Below are 21,830 nucleotides of genomic sequence, written 5' to 3'. Positions count from 1 at the left end.
TATTGCTAAAATAAAAAACTTTCATTATAACCTCCTGCTGAATTGCTTCAGCAGGCATTCAAGTTTTTTATTTTTGTCTAATTCCATTATATTTTATACTGTCGTGAAATATTCCTAGTAAAAATTTTTGTAAATATTCTAAACTTTCCAAAACTATTTCACTATCTTTTATTGTTGTTTCCGTAAAATTATTATTGATAAAAACATCATAGCTTTTTAACCTATCTTTGGCAGGAAGATTTTTAAGATTTCTCAGAAAATTATTACGTTTATCATATTGTACTTTATGATTATTATATATTGATTTATAAATCTCTTTTAGATTATCTAAAATAATCATATAATAAAAATTGCAAATATTTTCTAATCCTAATCTTCTTATACTTTCAATGTCGCTTTTGGATAAAGCTGTATTATATATATTTATAATTTCTATTCTTTTTTCTTTTACATACTCTTCAAACTCAGATTTATCTTTATTAAGTATATGATTTCTGGCTATATAACTAATTATTTTACTCTGAACTTTCAATGTACTTTGACTTATAATATTGCTGTATTCTTTATAGACTGTCAAAGAAGTAATATTATTGTCATATTGAAACCTATTTCCATTTTCATTATCTCCGTGATAATAAGCTAATATTTCACTGTTATTTTTAGCTCCTAATACATCAAGCTCTTTTGGAGATTTAAAAGCATTAGAAACTAAATTATTTTGTTTTTCTATAGGTTTTTCTGAGATAATTTTATCATTTCCAAACTCTAATTCTCCAATTTTAAGATTGGCTTTTACTTTAGCCTGCTTATTATTTATAATAAGTTCTCTTACCCAATTGCCTATTATAAGTATAGTTATACAAGCTATTATTATAGAAAAAGCGGTCAGTATATCAGTCATTAACAGCCTCTAATATTTTTAGTATATTTTTGAATCTTTTTTCTCTGTCCTCTAGTCCGTTATAGCCTCCATTTATCATTTTTGTTACTGTTTTTACATCGCCTTTTCTTGCAAATGGCTGTAAACCTCTTTCTATCCAATAGCAGCATGCTATATTTGATGCTATTAATTCTGATGATGCTAAATCTGGATTATCAACCAAATTAATCCCTAATTTTTCTCCGTATTTTTTATAATTATTTTTTCCTGTAAGCTGTATAATGCCTCTGCCTCTATATTTGTATCCTTCATTTTTACCGTTTCCTAGTCTTCCTCCGTATATTCTGTTTCTATAGCTTCTTTACCCTTGCTTACAACTTCTCTGGCTTCATTAATATCCTTAAAATATTTTGGAAATATTTTTAATAATGTATTTGCTGAATAATTTAGATTTTCTTCTAATTTTGTGAAATTAATGCTTTCATGTCCGCATTGTGCCAAAAACATAGCTAATTCATTTATATTTTCTTCTTTGTTATCAGATTTGCATATATGATATTTATCAAAACTTTTACTTAATACTTCATACCATTTTTGATTTATTCCTGATTTTTTAAGAATATCTTTTGTAAGCATTTATATACCTGCCTTCATTTAATTATATTCAGATTATAGATTTTTAATGAACTTTTATAGACTAAAGATTTTTAGATTTTTTATATATATTGACAAAAAATATTAAAGATTTATCATTTATACATAGTGCTTTATAAGGGGTTATTATGGATATCAATGATATAGCTGGAGTTGGTAAAGCTATAGAAAAACTTATTGATTTATTAAGAGGTTTTGGTTGGAAAATATATGAGCCGTATCATATAAAAAGAATTGCTGATGCTGAATCTTATAAAAGAAAATTAGAAACAGATGACAAAATATATGAAATAGAAAAAATATTAGAATTTATAACTAAAAATTCAAATCTTAATATAAATCATAATAATGGAACAGAAATAAGTAATGCTAATATATTATTAGAAAACACAAAAGCAAGATTAGTAAATCAGGAATTATCAAGAACTTCTAATATTCAAAATGTTATTTCTAAAACTTATGATATATTAAAAGATGAAGAGGATGTTTCTGATAAACCTGTGGATAAGGATTGGTTTACTAGATATTTTAATATTGTTCAAGATATAAGCAATGAAGATATTCAGGATTTATGGGCTAAATTATTAGCAGGAGAGATAAAACAGCCTGGTAGTTTTTCATATAGAACTTTAGAAACATTAAAAAATATGACTACTGATGAAGCAGAATTATTTACTAAAGTTGCTAAATTATTATTTTATGGCAAAGAAAGAGAAAAATATATATTTAAAAATTTAACTTTATTACAAAAATATGGTATTTCTCTTTCAGACATAACTAAACTTATGGATTCGGGTGTTATAAGTAGTCTTAATGACTTAAATTTAACAATAAGTAGTGAAATAGTTATATCTAATAACAATTATTTATTTAAATTATCAAAAAATAAAAATAAAAATACTAATATATTGATTATAAACCTTATGAATGTAAATGTATTTAAACTTTCTGAATCTGGAAAAGAAATATTAGAATTAATAGACGATAAATGTAGTAATGATGACTTTTTTATTGATAATATTAAGTCAATAAAAGAGAATTTTAAAAATAGTTGTGAATATGAAGTGAAAAGAATTAAGTATATAGATTTTAAGAATGATATAATTTATACTATAGATGAAAATGAAAATTTAATTAATGATATATAGTTGTTGTTTATAAATTTCCTAAAGCTAGTTTTACTAATAATTGTTTGGCAGCTTCTATAGCTACATTAATTGAAAAATCTTTTATTTTAGAAAATACTTTATCTTCTTTTAAACCGCTTAGAAAATCATATCCTTTTGCTGTAATTCTATAAGCTCCATTAATTAATGGAAAGTTAGTAGATAACAAATAAGTAAATCCATATTTATTTTCCTTATTATTGAAATCATTATCTATACATTCATTATCAAATAAAATTTTAATATGTCCTACTAAATTATCATATAATAAAATTTCTTCTTCATTATTATCATCTTCTGGTACTTTGATGTTTAATTTATCTAATAGTTCTTTTCCAAGTATTTCATGATTTTTATGTTCTTCCATAACTTCAAGTATATTTCTAATTAATTCGTAGTTTATTTTCATTATATAATTTCCTAGTGTTTTGTGATTAAATTATATATTAAAATGAGTTTTTTTCATCGTTTTATATATAAAAATTATTAAATTAATTGCATAATGTGTTGGTTCTTTTTCTTTTTACATTTCACTAAATACCGCTTTATCCCGTTAAATCCCGCTTATTCGCTGTTGTGTGATGGTCTATTGCTTGTATTTATCAATTATGGCTATATTGCTTTCATTTGTGTTGTTACTCTTCAATATAAAAACAATAAAAGATATAGATATACATGGATACAAATATGGAATTATTAAATTCAAAAACAAAAGAAAATTTAAAAACAGCTTTTATTATAAAAAGTATAATAAGATGCAAGTATATGTATTATGCCAAAAAAGCCAGAGAAGAAGGAATGGAAGTATTAGCATCAGCTTATGAACAAGCTGCTAGGAATGAACAGGAACATGGAAGATTATGGTTTGAACGCTATCATGGCATATTCTCAAAAGATGAAAATTTGAAAGATGCAATTATTAATGAATCTTATGAATCTAAAATAATGTATTTAAATTTTGCTGAAACTGCTAAAAATGAGGGCTTTAATGATATAGCTGCTTTATTTGAACATGTAGCTAAGATAGAAGAAGGTCATAAAAGAATGTTTGAAAAATATTTAACAAATGATAATGAACAAATAAACAAATGGCAATGCACAAAATGTGGATATATGCATGATGATATTAATAAGCCTTCAAAATGTCCTATATGCGGATAATATAATTTTATACGCTAACTTAAATCAAAATATTTTATATTTATCTATATATATTCTGGCATCGGAACTATTAGCAAAACGATTAACTTTTAATTTATATATAATATCGATATAATTGGCATTTTCTAATTTATTCACTTCTTCTTCGCTGCTATTCCAAATAACTGCACTTACATTTTTATTATTCTGACTTAATTCCAATCTTAAATGAAGTTTATTATTTTTAGGCATTTTTTTTATTTCATTAATTTTCACTTTTTTAGACATAAATACAGGCTCTTCATTTCCGCTTCCATAAGGCTCAAATAATTCAAGCATGCCTGCTAGTTTCATATCAATATCATTAAAACTTAATTCCATATCAAAAGCATCTTCTTCTTTTTCTGTTTGGAAATTTTGAGACGATGCATATTTTATTATTTTACTTGAAAACTTATCAAAATTTTCACTTTCCAAAGTAAATCCAGCAGCATTTTTATGTCCGCCGAATTTTATCAAATAAACTTTTGATGCTTCAAGCATATCTCTAGCATTATCGTCTCCCCTGCTTCTTATACTTCCTACACAAATTCCAGATTCATTTTCATACATTATCACAGCAGTTTTTCCATATTCACTTAAAACCTTTCCCGCTATTAATCCCGTCAAACCCTGCTCTATTTTATCGCTTTTTACTATAATAACAGGAAGAGAAAGACATTTATTTATTTTTATATATTCATTAACTATACTGAAATTAGATTCTGTTAAAGACTTTCTAGTTTCATTCATATTATAAACTTCCTGAGATAATGACACTGCCTCCTCCCTCAATTCTGAAGTAAGAAGTTTCAGTGCAGTCTCAGGACTTCCCATTCTGCCGGCTGCATTAATAAACGGTGCTAATTTCCAGCTTATAGCTTGAGTATCTATTTTAGTATTTAATAAATTTATTCTTTCCAACATAGCAGTATATCTAATATGAGTTGGATTTTCCAATTCTTTTAAAGCACATTTCACATAAGTTCTGTTTTCTTCTGTAAGAGGCACAACATCAGCAACAGTTCCAAATAGTACAAGTATTGATTTTTTACGTATATAATTTTGAAGATTGCTCTGACTTATATAAAACATTCTTCTAAATATTTCCATCTTTATTATTAAATCTCTATATTCAATATCATCATATTTATAAATATTAACATTAAGAGCCAAAGCAAAATCATTTAAAGTCTTTGTAGTTTTTATATTAACATTTCCATATTTAGAACCAAGCTGTAGAAGATCATAAACACCATCATATTCAGGCAGATATATATCATATTTCTCATACAATGATAAAAGCCTTTTTAATCTGTCTTCTCCTCCAGTCAATACAAGTACAGTACCCTCTCCCTCAAACATATAACTTGCTAGCTCTTCCAATACCTCATCTTCGCTCATAAGTTCATCATAATAATCTATATAAATAGACTTGTAACAATTATTATCATTAACAAGCTCAAAACCAAATACATCATCGCTTGCAACAAAATTTACAGATTTTAAAGCTCTGATTCTTTTTAAAGTATTTTTTGCTTTATCTATTTCATAATCCAATACTATTATATCTTTATTATAAAGTTTGGTATATGAAAAAACAAAGGCTTGCATAAGTTTGAATGCTACAGCACATCCTGAAAAATTTTTAGATGAAAATCCTGTATTATAAAGTTTAGGATTAAATATAGCATAAGCATTAGGAAGTATTTCCGGAATATCATGATGATCTGTTATGATAATATCAATAGATAAATCACGAGCAAACTCTACTTCATCAACATTTGATATACCGCAGTCTACAGTTATTATAAGACTTACTCCAGAATTAGCATATTCTTCTATAACAGTTTTGGAAAGCCCGTATCCTGTTTCATGATTAGGTACAAAAGCTTCAACATTTTTTGTAACTACTTTTAATGTATTATAAATTATGGAAGCAGCTGTAATTCCGTCAGCATCTTTATCCCCATATATAAGTATTTTTTCATCATTATTTATAGCTTCTTTTATTCTATCAACAAACACATTTACATCTTTTATATCAAATGGATTTGAAAGAGAATATATATCCTGAAAGAAAAAATTGAAAATATCATTTTTTGATGTAATGCCTCTTAATTTTAATAATTCCTTTATAACAGGATGCAAATTATCTATATCTTTAATCATATTTTTCACTTATATTAATAGTATTTAATCCCAAACAGTATATTTTATTTATGATATTCTTTCAAGTGCCATTAATATTAAGTTAAAACATAAAAATTTAAAAAAATTTAAAAAAATAAAATATCCATATATCATTTTTTTTATAATAATATATTATTTAACTAAAGGGACGCTTTAATTAGTGTCCCTTTTTTTTACAGAAATTTGTTTGTTTAGAAGGTAAAAAAAGATTATGACTATTTTAGTTTATTCAATGCCGTTTTTAATTTACTTATGTTCAAGCATATTTAGTACCGTTTTAGTTATAAATGCCTCTATATCAGGTGCTAATCCATTTTTTATATCATTACTAGGTGTCTCATACGGCACAGGCATGATGGTATCTGCCGGAACTTTTTCTAAATTTAAAATTCCAAAATCAATATATCCAAGATTATTATATATTCAAGCATGCACGCAAGTAGTAATATCTATTTTTTCTTTACTGTATCTTCCTAATGAAATGGCATTATTATATTCTTTTTTATTCGGAGCAAACACTACAGTATTTTTTGTATGCTTTCAATCATTATTGGACAGCGTTTCTAAAGATTTACCTATAAGAATAAGCAGCGGACTTTTTATATTCTCATGGACATTGGGACTTGCTGTAGGACCTATTATAACAGGATTCATATATAAATTAAATCCAAATATAGGATTTTTTATAGTTATAGCAATGAGTATATTAATATTCGTTTTTTTCTATATGTCAAGGCATTTACATTTCAAATCCAAACGTCATAAATGGGAAGAACCTTTTATGAGAGCTCCTAGATATAAAGTATATATAGGATGGCTTATAATATTTGTAGGTGCTGCCGTTTTACATACATTAAGATTTATGTTCTTAGACTATGGTATAAAGCAAGTAGGATTATCAGAATCTATTGCCGGAATATTAGTAGGAAGTTTATCAGGATTTATGGCTATAGGTTCTTTAATCAGTGCTTTTTATTTGAGATTTTTGGAAACAAAAAGAGTATTTACTATTGTAGGATTATTTACACCTGCTGCTCTTACTTTAATTCTTATTACTAAAAATTTTTGGCTGTTTTTACTTTCATTTATGTTTTTGGGATTTGTAAGCGGATTCGGATATTTCTTCGGGCTTTATTATGCATTAGCTGACCAAGAAAATGCTTCAAATAATGTTGCTGTTAATGAAACTTTAACGGGTATTGCTGCTTTAATAGTACCTTTTATTGTAGGTTATTTGGCTTCTAAATTTTCTTATTTTATAGCTTTCTTATTTATGATGATAGTTTCTCTTATATGTTATTCTATAGCTGTTAACATAATGCTTCAGAAAAAGAGAACAGCTTTAATAAAAGAGAAATTTAAAGCATTAATGAAAAAAGCAGATGAAAAATACGAAAATACACAGCAAAATTGAAATATTAAATTGCTTCAATATTTCTAGTAGCTATAATATCAACACCGGCAATATTATGAAGTATAATGTCTCCTATATGGATAGGAGCATTAACTTCTACATTTTTTAAAGCCTCTAAACATTCATGTATTTTTGATTTGTCTATAGGTTCTTTAGTTTTAACAGGAAGCATTTTTAAATTTCCATTTTTTACTTTTACTATGGAAGTAACCATTCTAACAGGACGAACAACTTCATCTCTTGCATAAGTGTCGCCCCTTTTACATGTATTGCCGTTTACACTTAAAACATTACTGCCTTCTAATTCTACAGACAAAGCACAGCCCATAGGACAGCATATACAAGTTAATTCTTTTTTTTCCATATTGATTACTTCCTTATTTTTTTTGTTTTTATATTAAGTTAATTAAATAAGCTCAAATCAGACATCATATTTTTAAGCATTATTTCAATTCTTGGAATATGCTCAGCTATAGTAAAACCTACAATCTCTTTTTCTTTTGAAATATCATTAATCACTCTAACAGCTTCTTTTATTTTCATTCCATTATCAGAAACACCGGCAGCAGCTATTATCTCATTAGGATCAAGCACATCCAAATCAAAATGTATTAAAACTTTAGAAGCATTGCATTTCTTAAGCCAATTTATTATGCCTTCACTTGAAGAAGAAGTTTCATCAGGAGCAAAATGAGGTATGTTATATTCCTTCTGTCTATTTTTTATTTCATCTCTTTCCCAATCTCTAAGCCCCACAAATAATATTCTATCAGCGGAAATTCTGCTTGGAAGTATGGAGCTTATATCTTTATCAACATTACCCATACAAGCACTTACAGCCATAGCATGATATCCGGCATAAGTATTATCTTCGGGCAAAGTAATATCAGGATGAGCATCTATCCAAATTAAAGCAGCATCATTATCATATTTTTTATTTAAATATGTGAAAGGCACTACACTTACAGAACATTCTCCTCCGAAAGTGATTATTTTATCAGGATTACTTTTATTTAAAATATCTAAAGCATTTTTAGTTTGAGATACTATAAAATCATAATCCATAATTCCATTTTTTATTTCTCTGTTTTTTATATCTAAAGAAATAGGAACTTCTAAAGTTTCATGATTATCATTTTGAGGTGCAAGTATGTTTAGTAATTTTGCCCCAAGATAATAACCTCTTGAAGAATCTTCAGGCTTTAATTCCTTTATCCAATCAGATATAATTCCACCCTGCCACTGCGGATAAATCAATCTTATAGTTTTACTCATTAATTATCCTCTATCTTAAACTCAATATTTTTTAAGCCTTCTTTTGAAAGCATTGCCTTATCAAGCTTAACAGTCTCCATTTCACCTGGAGCAAATATTAAATGCTTTTTATGTATAACTCTCTCACTGTCAAAATAAACATTCAAAAATTTATTTTGGAATATATTGCTTACTCTGAACCTTACCATTACATGATCATCTACATTTTGAGCATTAATCATAGAAGGTACAGTATATCTAACTCCATTAGAGCCTTTTAAGAAAATAGAGTTTTTATCATCTCTTCTTTTGTTTTTAAGAACATAAGAAGCAGCACTCTTTCCTGCAGTTTCAGCCTCTTCAGATACAAAGTCAACTAAATCATGAACATGAAGAACATTGCCGCAGGAGAATACTCCGTCAATATTAGTCTCCAAACTTTCATTAACTATGGCACCGGAAGTGATGGGATTAATCTCAACACCAATCTCTTTTGAAAGCTCATTTTCAGGAATAAGCCCCACAGATAAAAGCAAAGTATCGCAGGAATAATATTCTTCAGTACCTTTAATAGGCTTCATATTCTCATCAACTTTAGCTATTGTAACGCCTTCAAGTCTGTCTTTTCCTTTAATATCTATTACTGTATGGCTAAGTTTAAGAGGAATACCGAAATCGTCCAAACATTGAACTATATTTCTTTTAAGCCCTCCGGAGAAAGGAAGTATCTCAGCTACTACTTTTACTTTAGCTCCTTCAAAAGTCATTCTCCTAGCCATAATAAGCCCTATATCGCCGGAACCAAGTATAACAACTTCTTTACCAGGCATATATCCTTCAATATTAACTAAATGCTGAGCAGCACCAGCAGAAAATATACCTGCAGGTCTAAATCCCGGTATATTCAAAGCCCCTCTTGAACGTTCACGGCATCCCATAGCAAGTATTACAGCTTTGGCATTAATTTGAATAACACCCTCTTCTTTATTTATATAAGTAATTTTTTTTGTCTTGTCATTATTAAGCTCAATATCCAAAACCATAGTATTAAGTTTATAATTTATATTTAAATCAATAACTTTCTCTATGAATCTATAAGCATATTCAGGACCTGTAAGCTCTTCTCCGAATCTATGAAGCCCGAAACCATTATGTATGCATTGATTGAGTATGCCTCCAAGCACATTATCCCGTTCAATCATAAGTAAATTATCTATTCCATTTTCTTTGGCAGAAACGGAAGCTGCAAGTCCGGCAGGTCCTCCGCCTATAACAACAACATCATAACATTGCATTTTTACTCCTTAAATCAAAACAAATAATTTATATTGTTTTTAATTTAATAAACTTGTAAATTACAAAATTTCTTTATCATACCCGATAACTATTTCAGAACCTTTTCCGCATTTAGTAATAGTTAAAGGAGAAACATTTAATTCACGGGCTAAAATCTCTATAATTTTAGGAGAACAGAATCCTCCCTGACATCTTCCAAGTCCTGCCCTTACCCTTCTTTTTATTCCATCAATAGATTTAGCTCCTATGGGACTTTTTATAGCCTCTAATATTTCGCCTTCTGTTACCTTTTCGCATCTACAAATTATATGCCCGTATAAAGGATTTTCTTTTATAAATTTATTTTTCTCTTCATTAGAAAGTTTATTAAAATGCGTTATTCCTTTTCTTTTTTCTATAAAGTTTTCTTTTTTCTCAAAATTTCCTTTTTTACTTACAATATCAGCAACCATTAAACCAACAGCAGGAGAGGATGCAAGCCCCGGAGATTCTATTCCGGCACAGTCAAAAAATCCTTCGCAGTCTTCAAGCTCTTTAATAATAAATTCATGATTATCCTCATGAGGACGAAGCCCGCAGAATGAAGTAATAACTTTATTATAAGGAATATTTTTAACTGTCATTTTGGATTTTTCTATAATCTGAGCAAGTCCTTCAGCAGTTGTATTTAGTCCCTCTTTATCTTCTATATCAATGGCAGTAGGTCCAAGCATTATGTTTCCATGAGCTGTAGGTGTAACTAATATACCTTTACCCAATTTTGTAGGAAGTGCAAATATTGTTGAAGTTACTAAATTATCAACCTCATTATCAAGCAGAATATAATCTCCTCTTCTTGGGGTAATATGTATTTTATTTTTGCTCATCATATTATGAAACTTATCAGCATAAACTCCGGCAGCATTAACTATATATTTAGCTTTTATAATTCCGTTATTAGTTTCTGCTTCAAAAGTTCCGTCAGAGAGTTTTTTTATATTTATTACTTCAGTATAGAATTTAAACTCAACTCCATTAGCATGGGCATTTTCAGCATAGGCAATATTTAATATAAAAGGATCAACTATTCCTCCGGTAGATGCATACAAAGCAGCACATACATTGTCATTTAAATTAGGCTCTCTTTTATGAACTTCTTCTCTGTTCAATATTTGAAGCCCATCAACTCCATTTTTAATTCCTCTTTCATATATAGCCTGCAAATTAGGCATATCCTCTTCATTAGTACAAACTACCAAAGAACCATTTTGTCTGAAAGGCACATCAAGGTCTTCTGCTATTTTAGGCATCATTTTATTACCTAAAACATTTAACTTAGCCATAAGAGAACCGTTGGCAGCATCAAAACCGGCATGAACTATTCCGCTATTGGATTTTGAAGTACCGGAACAAACATCTTCCCCTCTCTCAACAACACATATACTAGCTTTATATCTTGAAAGCTCGCGTGCTGATGAAGTACCTGATACTCCTGCTCCTATAATCAATATATCATACATATATATTCCTTATTTAAATTATATAGCCCATCCTCTTGATCTTTCAACAGCTTTTTTCCAGCCCATATATTTTTTATTTCTCTCATCCTCAGAAATGGAAGGAGTAAACTCTCTCTCTAATTTCCATCTGTTTGCAATCTCATCTTTATCTTTCCAAAAACCTACAGCAAGTCCTGCCAAATAAGCAGCACCTAAAGCAGTAGTTTCTGTAATTTGAGGACGAAGAACTTTTGTATTAATAATATCAGATTGGAACTGCATTAAAAAATTATCTCTGCATGCTCCACCGTCAACTTTTAATGAAGCAAGTTTAACTCCGCTGTCTGCAACCATAGCATCAATAACATCTTTACTTTGATAAGCTATAGCCTCTTCTGCAGCTCTTATTATATGGCTTCTATTAACACCTCTGGTAATACCTACTAAACATCCCCTTGCATACATATCCCAATAAGGAGCACCAAGCCCAACGAATGCAGGTACTAAATAAACTCCGTTAGTATCTTTTACTTTAGTAGCAAAATATTCTGTATCCTTTGCATCATGAAGAAGTCTCAATTCATCGCGTACCCATTGTATAACAGCACCTGCTATGAATACAGAACCTTCCAAAGCATATTCTATTTTACCTTTATATCCAATACCTATAGTAGTTATAAGTCCGTTCTTACTTAATATAAAATTTTCTCCTACATTCATAAGAATGAAACTTCCTGTACCATAAGTATTTTTTGTATCTCCCTTATTAAATCCAGCTTGTCCGAATAATGCAGACTGCTGATCTCCTGCTATGCCTGATATAGGAACTTCTTTTCCATTAATATTAGCATATCCGTAAACACATGAAGAATCTTTTACCTCAGGAAGCATACTCATAGGTATATCTAATTCTTTTAAAATATTTTCATCCCATTTTAATTCTTTAATATTATAAATCATAGTCCTTGATGCATTAGTATAATCTGTAACATGCACCTTTCCGCCTGTAAGTTTCCATACAAGCCAAGTATCTATTGTACCGAAAAGTAATTCGCCTTTATTAGCTTTCTCTCTGGCACCAGGAACATTATCAAGTATCCATTTTATTTTAGTACCAGAAAAATAAGCATCAACTACCAAACCTGTATTTTCTCTTATATATGTATCAAGTCCTTTTTTCTTAAGTTCATCGCATATAGGAGCTGTTCTTCGGCATTGCCAAACTATGGCATTATAAATAGGCTCTCCTGTATTCTTATCCCAAACAACAGTAGTTTCCCTTTGATTTGTAATCCCAATAGCGGCTATCTCTTCCGGTTTAACTCCGGCAATTTGTATAGCCTCTTGTAAAACCCCGAATTGAGTAGCCCAAATCTCTGCAGCATTATGCTCAACCCATCCTTCATTAGGATAAATTTGAGTAAATTCTTTCTGAGCAACAGACACCATATTCTGATCATAATCAAATACTATAGCTCTGCTGCTTGTTGTACCTTGATCTATTGCAACTACATATTTTGCCATAATTAAAACTCCTTAATTTATATACTAATTTTTAACTGCTAATGCTTTACCTATAGTAAAATCATAAACAATAGCACCTAAAACACCTCCGACTATAGGTCCTATAACAGGAACTAACCATACATTAGAACCATCTGTAAGTCCGTTATTTTGAAATCCTACAGCAACTGCAAAAAGTCTAGGTCCTAAATCACGAGCAGGATTAACAGCATATCCATGCATGAATCCAAAAGATGCTCCTATAGCAACTATTATAAGTCCTACTATTATAGGTCCTAAATTTGCACCAGCAGGAGTATTATTTGAATCTCCTGTAGCAAGAATTAAAAATACTAGAATAAATGTTCCTACAACTTGGTCTATAAATCCATACCAAAAGCCTGGAACAGATGGAAATGTAGCAAATACTCCAGTTGTACTAGAAAGTGTAGGATCAACTTCCATCCATTTACCATAATAAACGGCAAATACTACAGCAGCACCTATAAAACATCCTATCATTTGTGCCAATATATAATACCATACTTTTGACCATGGAAATCTGCTTGTAACAGCTAAACCTAATGTAACGGCAGGATTCAAATGTGCACCGCTTATTTTTCCGGATACATATATACCAAAAGTAACAGCAAGTCCCCAAGCTATATGTATATCAACAGGTGCACCAGTATTTCCAATATTAACTGATGCAACTACTCCGCATCCGAACATTATTAAAAACATTGATCCCATTAGTTCTGCTAAAAACTCGGCTCTTTTTCTATACATTGATACCTCCATAAATAATAATTTTTTAATATATGTGTTTATTAATTTATTCCTCCAACTCTATACTGCTCACAAACAGGGCATTTCTTAGGAGCTTTAGCTTCATTATGTACATATCCGCATTTACCGCATTGCCATCTGTTTAAACTTTCTATATTGTTACCTAAATATTTTTCAAACATTTTTTTATGCTCTTCTTCTATTTTGGCAACATGCTCAAAAAGAATTGCTATATCATTAAAGCCTTCTTCTCTAGCTGTTTTTGCAAAATTTAAATACATATCAGTAGCTTCGTATGTTTCACTAGCTATGGCATCTTTTAAATTCTCATCTTTTGAGAATATGCCATGATAGCGTTCAAACCATAATTTACCATGTTCCTGTTCGTTCCTTGCAGCCTTCTCAAATGCTAATGCCAAATTCTCCATTCCGTCTTCTCTTGCCTTCTCAGCATAATAAGCATATTTACATCTAGCTATAGCCTCACCTATAAAAGCAGTTTTCAAATTTTCATTAGTTTGTGATTTCTTTAAATCCATATTTTCTCCTTCATAATAAATTATAAAAAACTTTGCTACACATATATAATATATAATATATAATATTAAAAATCTTTTTCAAATTAAAAAAACATATACTCAAATAATATTAGTTAATAACTGCAATTATTACAATTAAAAATAATACAGTAAATATATAATTTTTGAAAAAAATTTCATTATAGTATAATATTATCCTATTAAATTTTATCGGATTTTTATATGAATAATAATAAATCAAAAAGCTATTTTAATACAGCAAAAGAAAAAGAAGAACTAGGATTATATGAAGAAGCATTGGAATATTATAAAAAATCTATAGAAGAAGATGACAGCAATATAGAAGCATATTTCGGTTTTAATCTAATGAAATCCTATATATCAATGCTTGAAATGGAAAATACAGATGACGACGATAAAATAGACAATAAATCAGCAGACATACTCAATGCATTAAATCATTTTATCAATATGGATGAAGATTAATTATTCTGCATTACTAAATGAAGGCAAGTACCAAGTTATACCTGTAGTAGTTTCAAAATATACCGGAATTAAATCAACATTAGCTACTTTATCTTTTCCAGTAACATTGCCATTAACATCCATTTCAAAGTACCATTCCAAATCTTCAACAGGCGTTATATACATTTCAGTATAAGCACCCCATGTTAAATAATATTCAGGCAATTCAGTTTTGAAACCTGTACCTACTATTTTATACCCTAGAGATGGTTCTACATATAAAGAAACTATATCGCTATTAGCCGCTAAAGATAAAACAGCTGTTACTTCTATATCATACATATTATAATCATATCTTAATGAAAGATCTTTATAATCCATAACACTGCTTGATAAAACATGAGATGAACTAATAGGTTTTCCCTCGCTGCCTAATGCTGTATTATATTGAACTTTGATAAAAGGATTAATATTAACATCATTGATATAACTATTTAAGAAATACATTCTAAATTCAAAACCCAAAGACTGTGCTAAAAACATATTTTCATACGAATTTCTTCCATAATTAATATACAATCTCAAAGCATTAATAGAGTCTATTCCTGTATAATATCTTATTTGCGTTGATGTGCTTATACCTGTATAAGTTCCGAATAGATCTGCATTAACAATAGTATCAGAAACAGCTATCTGCAAAGGTATTGCTATTCTTAAATTATTATTCAAAGCATTAATTGTCAATACAGGGGTATGCACTTGTAAATTATTATTTATATATGTAAAATTATACCCTAAGCCTATACCAAATATCGAAGAAGTATATCCCAAACCTGCAGATATTGTAGAATCTAATTGTAAATTATTTAAAAAAGACGAAGAATATAATATAGAAGATAAATTTCCGCTGTCTGTTCTAAAACCAAAAGTACCTTTAATAGTTTCATCACCCAAAACAAAACCTAATTGATCCATTCTAGCTCTGAATTGATTAGCATCTGTAAGAAAATCTATCCAATCATCTCCATTGCCGTACATACCAAATATATAAGAATTAAATATGAATAATAAACTAATTAATGATAATAAAAAATTCTTCATTTTTGTTTATACCTAACAACAAAAATATATCGCTTTAATATTATATCAGGAAAAAATTTTTATTAAATATATTTATTTGATTTTTTTTAATAAATTGAAATATTTTTATGCAAATAAAAAAGGAGGACTTTTACATCCTCCCTAATTTTTAATATTAATTATTTAATTACTGAGCAGTATCTCCGCCAAGTGAAGGCAAGTACCAAGTTATACCAGTAGTAGTTTCAAAATATACTGGAGCTAAATCAACATTAGCTACTTTATCTTTTCCAGTAACATTGCCATTAACATCCATCTCGAAGTACCATTCTAAGTCTTTAACAGGAGTTATGTACATCTCAGCATAAGCACCCCATGTTAAAGCATGGTCAATACTTTCAGTACCTATAGTTTCTTTTGAATAAGCATATTTATAACCTAAAGAAGGTTCAAAGTATAAAGAAACTATATCGCTACTAGCTGCTAAAGATAATACTGGTTTGATGCTGATGTAATAAGGATTAACTGAGTAAATATTTCCAGCATCATATTCATAAGCAACAGATTTTGCATAGTTTCCTATTGTCATGAAACTATCAAAACCAGTTTTGCTGTTACCTTTTAAAAGTGTAGCATAATCTATTCTTAAGAATGGATTAACAGTAACATTTCCAATCTGAGTATTCAAGAAGTATAATCTTAATTGTAAGTGTAAATCTTCATATACACCTTTTCGATTGCCGAACTCTTCTGTTAAATTTTTATAAGAAGCATCTATTCTTATAAGATTGAAAGCATCTATTCCAGTATAATATCTTAATTCTATTTGATTAAAGCCTACACCTGTGAATTTAGTTGTACCAAGAGTATCGGCAAAATTATCTGAATCTCCAACATACACCTGTATAGGTACTGCTAATCTTAAATTATTATTTAAAGCATTGAAAAGCAATGTAGGAGTATGCACTTGTATATCTTTATCAATATATGTAAAGTTATAACCTAAACCTATACCAAACATCTCAGAAGTATATGCTAAACCTGCAGATAAAGTAGCATTAAGAGTAGTACTATTACCGCTTGTTCCTAATATAGAGCCCATCCAGCCAGTATCAGCTTTGAACCCTAAAGTACCTTTAATTGTACCATTACCCAAAGTGAATCCTATTTGATCCATTCTAGCTCTTAATTGGTTGCCGTGTACTAGAAATCCTATCCAGTCATTACCATCTACACCATACATACCAAACACTGATGCACTAGCTACGGTCAATATAGCCATAGCTGTCAATAAAACTTTTTTCATGTTTTTCTCCTAATTTTTTATAGTCTTTTACAGTGCCTATTGAGAGATTGCTTAAAACCCAATAGACACCAATAAAGATCCTCTAGTAATAATTATAGAAAATAATAAATTAAAAGTCAATATTATATAAATATATTGAATATAAAATATTTAAATAAATATTATAATTACATATTTACATTTGATAAGTTTATAAATATTTCAAATTATATAAAGAATGTTAATTTTTTTACAGTTAATAATAATTAGTTGTAGTTATATGAAGCAGCAATAATTTAATATTAGTGTATTATAAAAAGATAAAAAACAACAAATAAGTTAGTATTTTCACATAAAAAAGAATAATTTATAAATGAATATTATTTTTAAATACCATAAAATATTTGCAAATATATAAAAAAAGAGGCCTATAAAAGCCCCCTATTTATATTATTAAATTAAATTTCTAATTACTGAGCAGCAGCATCTCCGCCTAATGAAGGCAAGTACCAAGTTATACCAGTAGTAGTTTCAAATAATACTGGAGGTAAGTTAACATTAGCAACAGCACCATTTTGTCCTGTAACATTACCGTTAACATCCATCTCGAAATACCATTCTAAGTCTTTAACAGGAGTTACGTACATTTCAGCATAAGCACCCCATGTTAAAGCATGAGTTAAAGTTTGTTTTGGACTATTTCCATTAGGATTTTTCATAGGAGCATCTCCGCTTACTGTGTATCCTAAAGAAGGTTCAAAGTATAAAGAAACTATATCGCTTGAAGCTGCTAAAGATAATACAGGAGTAATAGTTAATGCATAAGGGTTAGCAGCATAAATATCTGATTGTTTTCTATCAGAAGGTAAACTAGAAACATTTTGATAACTATCAAACATATAGAAATCATCAAGTCTATCACCTTTTAAAGCTGTAGAGTACTGAACTTTGATGAATGGATTAACAGTTACATCTCCTATAGTAGTTTTCAAGAAATATAATCTTAACTGTAAAGCTAATGCTTCTGAAACCATTTTTGTAGTTGTTCCATTAAAAGTTGATTCATGACTAGTGTTTCTATAAGAAGCATAGAATCTTACTTCATTGAAAGCATCTATTCCAGTAGAATATCTTAATTCAAGATTGTTAAATCCTATACCTGTAAATTTAACTTTAGTATCTGCAGGTAAAGTTATTGGTGTACCATCTGGTGCAGTCAATGAATTTACATTATCACTCATAGCTATTTCTATAGGAACTACCAATTTTAAGTTATTATTCAAAGCATTAACCATTAATACAGGAGTATGTATTTGCAAAAATCTATCTACATAAGTAAAATTATAACCTACTCCTATACCGAACATATCAGAAGTATATCCTATACCAGCAGATACTGTAGGATTGAAAGAAACTGATTCATTATTATATGTACCGCCATTAGCTATTATAGAACTAATATAACCTGTATCAGCTCTAAAACCGAAAGTACCTTTAATTGTACCGTTTCCTAAAGTGAATCCTAATTGATCCATTCTAGCTCTTAATTGGTTTCCATCTGTGAGAAATCCAATCCAGTCATCTCCATCCATACCGTACATACCAAATATAGATGCACTAGCTACGGTTAATATTGCCATAGCTATTAATAAAACCTTTTTCATTTTTTTCTACTAAAATTTTATATAGTTAATACCTTAATAGCAGTAACTTTGCAATGCATTAAGCTGAAATATATATTTCAACATCTAAGACCTTTATATATTTTAATAAATAATACATAAAAAATCAATACTAAAATGCCTAAAAAAATAAAAAAGGAGGCTTATAAAAGCCCCCTAGTTATATATATTCTAAGTTAAATCTCTAATTACTGAGCAGTATCTCCGCCTAATGAAGGTAAGTACCAAGTTATACCAGTAGTAGTTTCAAATAATACTGGAGGTAATTGAGCATTAGCAACAGTATTATTTCCATTAACATTACCGTTAACATCCATCTCAAAGTACCATTCTAAGTCTTGAACTGGTCTTACATACATTTCAGCATAAGCACCCCATGTTAGAGCATGGCTGATATTTTCTAACTTACTACTTGATGCTAGAATAGCACCTTCTGTTGTATATTTAGAATATGAATAAGCATAACCTATAGAAGGTTCGAAGTATAAAGAAACTATATCGCTTGAAGCTGCTAAAGACAATACTGGTTTTATTTTGATAGTATAAGGTTTAACTGAGTAAACGCTTCCTGCATCATATTCATATACAATAGAATTATAAGAGTTTGCTATTGTGCTGTATTTACCCATTTGACTAGCTAGAGCATTACCTTTTAACATTGTAATGTAATCTATTCTTAAGAATGGATTAACAGTAACATTTCCAACTGTAGTATTTAAGAAGTATAATCTTAATTGTAAAGCTAAATCTTCATATACACCTTTTGAAGCTGGGTTATTAGCAAATTGAGTTTCCTGAGTTAAATTTCTGTAAGAAACATCTAATCTTATAAGATTGAAAGCATCTATTCCAGTATAGTATCTTAATTCCATTTGGTTGAAACCTACACCTGTGAATTTCAATTTAGTATCAATATATCCAGGATAATCATTTGCTTCTGCTACAGCTACTTGTATAGGTACTGCTAATCTTAAATTATTATTTAAAGCATTAAGTACTAATGTTGGAGTATGTACTTGTATATATCTATCAACATAAGTAAAGTTATATCCAACACCAACACCTATCATATCAGAAGTGTATCCTATACCAGCAGATACAGTAGCGTTCAAAGCAAGAGAATCCATAAGTCCAAGTTGTCCACCACCTAATATAGAACCCATCCAGCCAGTATCAGCTCTGAAACCGAAAGTACCTTTGATTGTACCGTTGCCTAAAGTGAATCCTAATTGATCCATTCTAGCTCTTAACTGGTTTCCATGAATAAGGAAGCCAATCCAGTCATTACCGTCTACACCATACATACCAAAAACTGATGTACCAGCTAAGGTTAGAATAGCCATAGCTGTCAATAAAACTTTTTTCATTTTTTTTCTCCTAAATTTTTTTTATATGTTATACCATTAATTGGTTATAACTTCTAAAAACATTTATAGGAAACAATGAAAACATAGGATTCCCATTGTTTCCAGTATTTCGTTAGAACCTTTAAGCTTGATCCTAACGGACTATAAAAATCAGTGAGAATAATAAGATTTAGAGGATCTTTATTCTCTGCAAAGTTACACATAACTTTGCCAATATGTACTGTTGGAATAATAAGGATTTAGAGGATCTTTATCTTTCCTAACAGATGGTAAAACAAACATTATCAGCAATCTTTCATAATGTTTAAGCATTAGTTTTACCGTCTGTTTTTATTTTAATAAATTTATATAAAAAAGTCAACATAGTAAATAAAAAAAATTACATTATACTATATAAAATAATAAGCACATTTAATAATTAACTATGTAAAAATCTATTTTAATAATAATTTTTATATTTACATATATTAAAATAACTAATAACAATAATTTTCTTAATATAAATTATTAGACATTTCCAACATTCTTACGAATGCCAGGAACTCATAAGTTTTTTATTTGTATTTCTCTAACTATCATCAGTTATTAGTTTTCATTTACCTCATTAGCAATTTCTGTTTCTCTTATAAATACAATTATAACTGCTCAATTTCTTCTATATCCAAACCTGTATTTTCGCTGATTATTTTTATATCTATACCGGATTTTTTTAAATTCCTAGCTATATATATTTGCTGTTCTTTTTTACCCTCTTCTATACCTTTTTCTATGCCTTTTTCTATACCTTTTTCTATACCTATTTTAAAACCTTCTTCAACACCTAATCTTCTCTCTTCTTCAAGCATTATCTGATTGCCGTACAAATAAGCCTGTCTTTTGTCATATTCATTCATCATGAGTCTGTCTTTTATAAAATTATTATATCTTCTCTGAACTTCTTCCATTATAGGTTTTTCTTTTACTATATCAGACATAATAGCCTCCTTGTTGTATTTCATTGTAAAAAACTTAAGCCAGCAATTTAAATCTGGTTTTAATGAATTATATTGAAATTTTCTAAGCTCTATTATATGAATTTGAAGGTGATCTGTTAATAATCTTTGACTAATAGTATCATAAATCATGTAGCATGAATGAATATTATCTGAATCATCTAAATTAAAATTAAGCAAATTTATACTAATAACAGGAGTTAAAGCATCATACTTTTCACCCTGTTTTAAAAGCTTATTGTAATTAGAAGCCCAATAATATAATATGCGTTCCGGAAATCTTGAGTTGCCTTGAAGCTGAATCTCTATTATAACAACTGAACCATTTTGAGTAATACACTTTACATCAACTATAGTTTCTTTATCTTCATAATTTTCTTTGTAATTAAAAGGATTTAGAATCTCTACAAACCTAAAGGTTTTCATATTAGAATCAATCATTATTGAATTAATAAAATCCAGCAATATTGCCTCACTGCCTTTATCAGAGAAAAGGTATCTTACAAAATAGTCATTCAATGTATTGAAATATTTTATATCTTTAAAGCCATTATCCATATAAACATTATATTAAAAATAACATAAATTGTCAAAATCATTATAATAATTAAATT

At 28.9% G+C, this 21,830-nt stretch carries 19 protein-coding genes and 1 pseudogene; 4 read left to right on the top strand and 16 right to left on the bottom strand.

The annotated features are described in order from the left end of the window. Positions 1 to 67: 67 nt before the first annotated feature. A complete protein-coding gene (locus T324_RS0102185; protein WP_028328661.1) occupies positions 68 to 901 on the bottom strand; it encodes a hypothetical protein in 834 nt (277 codons plus the stop codon). Continuing rightward, positions 894 to 1,516 (bottom strand): annotated as a pseudogene (locus tag T324_RS18935) (glycoside hydrolase family 19 protein). The gene T324_RS0102185 and the pseudogene T324_RS18935 overlap by 8 nt, the downstream one beginning before the upstream one ends. 146 nt (positions 1,517 to 1,662) lie before the next feature. Here T324_RS18935 and T324_RS0102175 point away from each other — a divergent pair. Then, positions 1,663 to 2,682 (top strand): DUF2806 domain-containing protein, encoded by a 1,020-nt coding sequence (locus T324_RS0102175; RefSeq protein ID WP_028328660.1) that lies wholly within the window; start codon positions 1,663 to 1,665, stop codon positions 2,680 to 2,682. Positions 2,683 to 2,689: 7 nt separating this feature from the next. Here T324_RS0102175 and T324_RS0102170 read toward each other — a convergent pair whose 3' ends face one another. Then, complete coding sequence (locus T324_RS0102170) at positions 2,690 to 3,109, bottom strand: DUF2513 domain-containing protein (protein ID WP_028328659.1); 420 nt, start codon at positions 3,107 to 3,109, stop codon at positions 2,690 to 2,692. Positions 3,110 to 3,387: 278 nt separating this feature from the next. Between T324_RS0102170 and T324_RS0102165 the strand changes: the two genes are divergently transcribed. After that, a complete protein-coding gene (locus T324_RS0102165) occupies positions 3,388 to 3,861 on the top strand; it encodes a rubrerythrin family protein (protein WP_028328776.1) in 474 nt (157 codons plus the stop codon). Positions 3,862 to 3,885: 24 nt separating this feature from the next. Here T324_RS0102165 and recJ read toward each other — a convergent pair whose 3' ends face one another. Further along, complete coding sequence (gene recJ, locus T324_RS0102160) at positions 3,886 to 6,051, bottom strand: single-stranded-DNA-specific exonuclease RecJ (protein ID WP_028328775.1); 2,166 nt, start codon at positions 6,049 to 6,051, stop codon at positions 3,886 to 3,888. 232 nt (positions 6,052 to 6,283) lie between these two features. On the opposite strand from recJ, the gene T324_RS0102155 reads away from it, so the two are divergent. Next, positions 6,284 to 7,486 (top strand): MFS transporter, encoded by a 1,203-nt coding sequence (locus T324_RS0102155; RefSeq protein ID WP_028328774.1) that lies wholly within the window; start codon positions 6,284 to 6,286, stop codon positions 7,484 to 7,486. Positions 7,487 to 7,490: 4 nt separating this feature from the next. On the opposite strand, the gene T324_RS0102150 is transcribed toward T324_RS0102155, so the two are convergent. From T324_RS0102150 to T324_RS0102120, 7 genes are read right to left on the bottom strand one after another with little or no spacing between them, the layout of a single operon-like run. Further along, entirely contained in the window at positions 7,491 to 7,850 is a 360-nt protein-coding gene (locus T324_RS0102150) for a DUF1667 domain-containing protein (protein WP_028328773.1), read from the bottom strand. Between the two features lie 38 nt (positions 7,851 to 7,888). Then, on the bottom strand, positions 7,889 to 8,761 hold the full coding sequence (locus T324_RS0102145) for an arginase family protein (protein WP_028328772.1): 873 nt from the start codon (positions 8,759 to 8,761) through the stop codon (positions 7,889 to 7,891). Continuing rightward, a complete protein-coding gene (locus T324_RS0102140) occupies positions 8,761 to 10,035 on the bottom strand; it encodes an NAD(P)/FAD-dependent oxidoreductase (protein ID WP_028328771.1) in 1,275 nt (424 codons plus the stop codon). Before T324_RS0102140 ends, T324_RS0102145 begins: the two co-directional genes overlap by 1 nt. Before the next feature lie 60 nt (positions 10,036 to 10,095). Then, entirely contained in the window at positions 10,096 to 11,535 is a 1,440-nt protein-coding gene (locus T324_RS0102135) for an NAD(P)/FAD-dependent oxidoreductase (RefSeq protein WP_028328770.1), read from the bottom strand. 18 nt (positions 11,536 to 11,553) lie between these two features. Further along, a complete protein-coding gene (gene glpK / locus T324_RS0102130; RefSeq protein ID WP_028328769.1) occupies positions 11,554 to 13,038 on the bottom strand; it encodes a glycerol kinase GlpK in 1,485 nt (494 codons plus the stop codon). Positions 13,039 to 13,062: 24 nt separating this feature from the next. Further along, a complete protein-coding gene (locus tag T324_RS0102125) occupies positions 13,063 to 13,806 on the bottom strand; it encodes an MIP/aquaporin family protein (RefSeq protein ID WP_028328768.1) in 744 nt (247 codons plus the stop codon). Between the two features lie 41 nt (positions 13,807 to 13,847). Continuing rightward, the gene (locus T324_RS0102120) at positions 13,848 to 14,345 is read right to left on the bottom strand and encodes a rubrerythrin family protein (protein ID WP_028328767.1); all 498 of its coding nucleotides are present in this window, start codon (positions 14,343 to 14,345) and stop codon (positions 13,848 to 13,850) included. Positions 14,346 to 14,567: 222 nt separating this feature from the next. Between T324_RS0102120 and T324_RS0102115 the strand changes: the two genes are divergently transcribed. After that, entirely contained in the window at positions 14,568 to 14,831 is a 264-nt protein-coding gene (locus T324_RS0102115) for a hypothetical protein (protein ID WP_028328766.1), read from the top strand. Here the strand turns inward: T324_RS0102115 and T324_RS0102110 are convergent, their stop codons facing one another. The 5 genes from T324_RS0102110 to T324_RS0102090 all read right to left on the bottom strand — a co-directional run bounded on the left by T324_RS0102110 (position 14,832) and on the right by T324_RS0102090 (position 21,774). Beyond that, positions 14,832 to 15,911 (bottom strand): cell surface protein, encoded by a 1,080-nt coding sequence (locus tag T324_RS0102110; RefSeq protein WP_028328765.1) that lies wholly within the window; start codon positions 15,909 to 15,911, stop codon positions 14,832 to 14,834. It abuts the gene before it with no gap. Between the two features lie 166 nt (positions 15,912 to 16,077). Next, positions 16,078 to 17,196, bottom strand: a complete 1,119-nt coding sequence (locus T324_RS0102105) for a cell surface protein (RefSeq protein ID WP_028328764.1) — start codon at positions 17,194 to 17,196, stop codon at positions 16,078 to 16,080. 449 nt (positions 17,197 to 17,645) lie between these two features. Further along, a complete protein-coding gene (locus T324_RS0102100) occupies positions 17,646 to 18,839 on the bottom strand; it encodes a cell surface protein (RefSeq protein ID WP_028328763.1) in 1,194 nt (397 codons plus the stop codon). 206 nt (positions 18,840 to 19,045) lie between these two features. After that, positions 19,046 to 20,224 carry a cell surface protein gene (locus tag T324_RS0102095; protein ID WP_028328762.1) on the bottom strand — a complete coding sequence of 393 codons (1,179 nt, stop codon included), beginning with the start codon at positions 20,222 to 20,224 and terminating at the stop codon, positions 19,046 to 19,048. Positions 20,225 to 20,859: 635 nt separating this feature from the next. Beyond that, positions 20,860 to 21,774 carry an Rpn family recombination-promoting nuclease/putative transposase gene (locus tag T324_RS0102090; protein ID WP_028328761.1) on the bottom strand — a complete coding sequence of 305 codons (915 nt, stop codon included), beginning with the start codon at positions 21,772 to 21,774 and terminating at the stop codon, positions 20,860 to 20,862. Positions 21,775 to 21,830 lie beyond the last annotated feature (56 nt).

This window comes from Brachyspira alvinipulli ATCC 51933, assembly GCF_000518245.1.
GTDB classification, from domain to species: Bacteria; Spirochaetota; Brachyspiria; order Brachyspirales; family Brachyspiraceae; genus Brachyspira; species Brachyspira alvinipulli.
Note: the sequence above shows the minus strand (reverse complement) of the source record. Positions and strands in the feature narration are given on the sequence as shown.

Excerpts from the sequence above, each read along its gene's own strand:
- T324_RS0102100 (WP_028328763.1), bottom strand. The coding sequence starts at position 18,839 with ATGAAAAAGGTTTTATTAATAGCTATGGCAATATTAACCGTAGCTAGT.
- T324_RS0102105 (WP_028328764.1), bottom strand. The coding sequence starts at position 17,196 with ATGAAAAAAGTTTTATTGACAGCTATGGCTATATTGACCGTAGCTAGT.
- T324_RS0102135 (WP_028328770.1), bottom strand. The coding sequence starts at position 11,535 with ATGTATGATATATTGATTATAGGAGCAGGAGTATCAGGTACTTCATCA.
- T324_RS0102095 (WP_028328762.1), bottom strand. The coding sequence starts at position 20,224 with ATGAAAAAAGTTTTATTGACAGCTATGGCTATTCTAACCTTAGCTGGT.
- T324_RS0102165 (WP_028328776.1), top strand. The coding sequence starts at position 3,388 with ATGGAATTATTAAATTCAAAAACAAAAGAAAATTTAAAAACAGCTTTT.
- T324_RS0102110 (WP_028328765.1), bottom strand. The coding sequence starts at position 15,911 with ATGAAGAATTTTTTATTATCATTAATTAGTTTATTATTCATATTTAAT.
- T324_RS0102115 (WP_028328766.1), top strand. The coding sequence starts at position 14,568 with ATGAATAATAATAAATCAAAAAGCTATTTTAATACAGCAAAAGAAAAA.
- T324_RS0102175 (WP_028328660.1), top strand. The coding sequence starts at position 1,663 with ATGGATATCAATGATATAGCTGGAGTTGGTAAAGCTATAGAAAAACTT.
- T324_RS0102120 (WP_028328767.1), bottom strand. The coding sequence starts at position 14,345 with ATGGATTTAAAGAAATCACAAACTAATGAAAATTTGAAAACTGCTTTT.
- glpK (WP_028328769.1), bottom strand. The coding sequence starts at position 13,038 with ATGGCAAAATATGTAGTTGCAATAGATCAAGGTACAACAAGCAGCAGA.
- T324_RS0102150 (WP_028328773.1), bottom strand. The coding sequence starts at position 7,850 with ATGGAAAAAAAAGAATTAACTTGTATATGCTGTCCTATGGGCTGTGCT.
- T324_RS0102140 (WP_028328771.1), bottom strand. The coding sequence starts at position 10,035 with ATGCAATGTTATGATGTTGTTGTTATAGGCGGAGGACCTGCCGGACTT.
- T324_RS0102125 (WP_028328768.1), bottom strand. The coding sequence starts at position 13,806 with ATGTATAGAAAAAGAGCCGAGTTTTTAGCAGAACTAATGGGATCAATG.
- T324_RS0102185 (WP_028328661.1), bottom strand. The coding sequence starts at position 901 with ATGACTGATATACTGACCGCTTTTTCTATAATAATAGCTTGTATAACT.
- T324_RS0102090 (WP_028328761.1), bottom strand. The coding sequence starts at position 21,774 with ATGGATAATGGCTTTAAAGATATAAAATATTTCAATACATTGAATGAC.
- T324_RS0102170 (WP_028328659.1), bottom strand. The coding sequence starts at position 3,109 with ATGAAAATAAACTACGAATTAATTAGAAATATACTTGAAGTTATGGAA.
- recJ (WP_028328775.1), bottom strand. The coding sequence starts at position 6,051 with ATGATTAAAGATATAGATAATTTGCATCCTGTTATAAAGGAATTATTA.
- T324_RS0102155 (WP_028328774.1), top strand. The coding sequence starts at position 6,284 with ATGACTATTTTAGTTTATTCAATGCCGTTTTTAATTTACTTATGTTCA.
- T324_RS0102145 (WP_028328772.1), bottom strand. The coding sequence starts at position 8,761 with ATGAGTAAAACTATAAGATTGATTTATCCGCAGTGGCAGGGTGGAATT.